Origin of the sequence: Mesorhizobium sp. M7A.F.Ca.MR.362.00.0.0, from assembly GCF_004023175.1 — a bacterium.
Lineage (GTDB): Bacteria > Pseudomonadota > Alphaproteobacteria > Rhizobiales > Rhizobiaceae > Mesorhizobium.
On record NZ_RZTF01000538.1, the window covers coordinates 1 to 2,923 of the forward strand.

At 63.0% G+C, this 2,923-nt stretch carries 4 protein-coding genes and 1 pseudogene; 1 reads left to right on the top strand and 4 read right to left on the bottom strand.

All coding sequences use genetic code 11. The features are described 5' to 3' along the window. Positions 1-5 precede the first annotated feature (5 nt). From EOC06_RS34670 to EOC06_RS34680, 3 genes are read right to left on the bottom strand one after another with little or no spacing between them, the layout of a single operon-like run. Complete coding sequence (locus EOC06_RS34670; protein WP_128309927.1) at positions 6-479, bottom strand: DUF4262 domain-containing protein; 474 nt, start codon at positions 477-479, stop codon at positions 6-8. Beyond that, on the bottom strand, positions 469-1,119 hold the full coding sequence (gene maiA / locus EOC06_RS34675; RefSeq protein WP_128309928.1) for a maleylacetoacetate isomerase: 651 nt from the start codon (positions 1,117-1,119) through the stop codon (positions 469-471). The genes EOC06_RS34670 and maiA overlap by 11 nt, the downstream gene beginning before the upstream one ends. 4 nt (positions 1,120-1,123) lie before the next feature. After that, positions 1,124-1,819, bottom strand: a complete 696-nt coding sequence (locus EOC06_RS34680; RefSeq protein ID WP_128309929.1) for a fumarylacetoacetate hydrolase family protein — start codon at positions 1,817-1,819, stop codon at positions 1,124-1,126. A gap of 174 nt (positions 1,820-1,993) precedes the next feature. Here EOC06_RS34680 and EOC06_RS34685 point away from each other — a divergent pair, with 174 nt between their 5' ends. After that, positions 1,994-2,677: a response regulator transcription factor gene (locus tag EOC06_RS34685; RefSeq protein ID WP_164762678.1), complete on the top strand. Its 684-nt coding sequence runs from the start codon at positions 1,994-1,996 to the stop codon at positions 2,675-2,677. 38 nt (positions 2,678-2,715) lie between these two features. Here EOC06_RS34685 and EOC06_RS44290 read toward each other — a convergent pair. Further along, positions 2,716-2,923, bottom strand: a pseudogene (locus tag EOC06_RS44290) (hybrid sensor histidine kinase/response regulator); the annotation flags it as partial.

Genomic DNA, 2,923 nt, shown 5'->3' on the forward strand with positions numbered 1-2,923 from the left:
TAGGCCTATGACGACGGCGCGGTGTCGAGAAGCGGCTGCCAGGTTCGGAACCAGTCGCTCGCCTCGGTCTGCCACGGCCAGATGCCGTCCACAGTGGGATAGATCAGCTGGAGAACACCAAAATTCACGCCGTCGTAGAACCAGAGGTCCCAGCCGAAATGCTCGCGGTAGTGTTCGATATGAACGGCGCCGAATTGACAGTCGAAACCTTCGATAAAACCGGATGATCGCTGCCCTGGTTGGAAAACCTCGCCGGAGCGGACGCGGCTGCAATACTCGTTGATGATGAACTGGGAGATTTCCGGCTTCAGGCCGATGACGATGAGTTCCGGCGCCTTGAAGTTGTGCTCTATTCCAACCGAATAGGTGAAAGGCGGGTCGTCGCCTTCCTCCAGCACATGCAAGATGTGGCAGCCATAAGCCTCTATATCGGCCAGCGCCTTGGCTTCACCTGGGTCGGTGGCTTTTCTACTCGGCATCGATCTGGTTCTGGGGCGCGGCTTTCTGGAAGGCCGGCAGCGCCATGCAGGCGGCGTTGATGCGCGCGATCGTCGGGTAGGGGGTCAAGTCGACGCCGAAGCGGGCGTTGCTGGCAATCTGCGCGGCGAGGCAGATGTCGGCCAGGCCCGGCGCGTCGCCATGGCAGAATGTACCCGTCTCCGCCGCCGACGCCATGATCTTTTCAAGCGGCTGAAAGCCCTCGTTCACCCAGTGACGGAACCAGTTGGTGATGTCCTCGTCGCCGGCGCCGAACAGGGTGCGCAGCGAGGTCAGCACGCGCAGATTGTTCACCGGGTGGATGTCGCAGGCGATCATCTGCGCCAGCATTCTCACGCGGGCCCGTCCGGCCGGGTCCTTCGGCAGCAGCGGTGGTTCCGGTTTGGTCTCGTCGAGGAATTCGATGATCGCCAGCGATTGCGTCAGCAGCGTGCCGTCGCCGAGGATCAGCGCCGGCACCAGCCCTTGCGGATTGACCGCGAGATAGGCTGGTTCCAGATGCTCGCCATGGCGCAAATGATGCGGGACGTAGTCGTAGCTCAGCCCCTTCATCTCCAGCGCGATCCGCACCCGATAGGAGGTGGAGGAGCGATAGTAGTTGTGCAGGATGAGTTCGCTCATGGCCTCACTTCGGTTGGCCGATGGTCACTGCGATGGTCCCGATGCCGTCGACGCCGCCGGTTATGGTGTCGCCGGGGCCAACCGCGCCGACCCCTGCCGGCGTACCGGTGAAGATCAGGTCGCCGGGCTCGAGTTCCATCGCCTCGCTGCAGATCGACACGATATCCGATATCGGCCAGATCAGTTCGGCGAGGTCGGCATCCTGCCTGACCTTGCCGTTGACGGCGAGCCAGATGCGGCCCTTCTGCGGGTGGCCGGATTCCTGCGCTTGCACCAGCGGGCCGCAAGGCGCGGAGCGGTCGAAGGCCTTCGACCAGTCCCAGGGACGGGCGGCCTTCTTGGCCTCGTCCTGCAGATCGCGGCGGGTGAGGTCGATGCCGACGCCATAACCCCAGACATGATCCAGCGCCTTGTCACGGGGAATGCGGAAGCCGGCTTTGCCGATCGCGGCGACCAGTTCGATCTCGTGGTGCAGATTGGCCGTCAGCGGCGGGTAGGGGATAGCGGTGCCGGAATCGACCACCGCGTCGGCCGGCTTGGTGAAGAAGAAGGGCGGATCACGCTCGTCATTGCCGAATTCGCGGGCATGCGCCGCGTAGTTGCGGCCGACGCAGTAGATACGGCGCACCGCAAAACGATCGGACGAACCGGCAACGGCCACCGATGCGGTTGCGGGCAGGGGAAGGACGAATTCTGTCATCAAGGGTCTCTGCTTGGTTGCCGGAACATTCGACCGATTTAGGGCCTGGACAAGGCGATTTGGTCGAGAAAGTGCCGGCGGCACTTTCCGCCGGAGATGGCGATATACTATTTGGCAATAATCTGGCCATGGTGGAGAGGTTATTCTAATCGCTCACGAACTGAAATGAACCCCATGACCGCAACCCACGATCGCGCCCGGTTCCTGATCATCGACGACCATCCGCTGTTTCGCGAGGCGCTGCACAGCGCCGTGCAGATGGCCTATCCGGAAGTCGACACGGTGGAGGCGCGCTCGATCACCGAGGCGCTCGATCTTCTGGCCGATGCCAAGCCGTTCGACCTCGCGCTTCTCGACCTCTCGATGCCCGACGTGCACGGTTTTGACGGGCTGCTGCAACTCCGGACCCGCTATCCGCGCCTGCCCGTGGTCATCGTCTCAGGCTATGAGGAGCCGAAGATCATTTCCGAGGCGCTGTCCTACGGCGCTGCCGGCTTCATCCCGAAATCGGCGCGCAAGAGCGACCTCGCCGCCGCCATACGCTCGGTGATGGAAGGCGCGATCTATGTCCCGGAAACCTATGAAGGCCGCACGCCGGACGCCGACAGCGTCGACCGCGCCGACATGGTGCAGCGCCTGTCGACGCTGACGCCCCAGCAATTGCGCGTGCTGCAGATGCTGCGCCAGGGCCTGCTCAACAAGCAGATCGCCTACGAGCTGCAGGTCGGCGAGACGACCGTGAAGGCGCATGTCTCGGAAATATTGCGCAAGCTCAATGTCTACAGCCGCACGCAGGCGGTGATCGAGGTTTCGAAGCTGGACAATGCCGAGCTGTTTCGGGATCAGGCGGGATTTTGAGCTTTGCTGCGCTCGGCCCGCTGGAGACAAATGACTAGTTAAGCCAGCAAATGCGCCAGCAGCGCCCTTAATTGCGCAGGCTTCAGCGGCTTGCGCATCAGTTCGATGCCGCCGGAGCGGGCGGCTTTGGCGACCGCTTCCGAACTGTCGGCGGTGACGATCAGCGCCGGCACGGCGCGGCCGAGATAGTCGCGGACTTCGGCGATGGTCGTGGTGCCGAGATCGCCGCCGTCGAGATGCTGGTCG

Bases quoted from the DNA above. Each gene is read 5' to 3' on its own strand.
- EOC06_RS34670 (WP_128309927.1), bottom strand. From the start codon at position 479: ATGCCGAGTAGAAAAGCCACCGACCCAGGTGAAGCCAAGGCGCTGGCC.
- EOC06_RS34680 (WP_128309929.1), bottom strand. From the start codon at position 1,819: ATGACAGAATTCGTCCTTCCCCTGCCCGCAACCGCATCGGTGGCCGTT.
- EOC06_RS34685 (WP_164762678.1), top strand. From the start codon at position 1,994: ATGACCGCAACCCACGATCGCGCCCGGTTCCTGATCATCGACGACCAT.
- maiA (WP_128309928.1), bottom strand. From the start codon at position 1,119: ATGAGCGAACTCATCCTGCACAACTACTATCGCTCCTCCACCTCCTAT.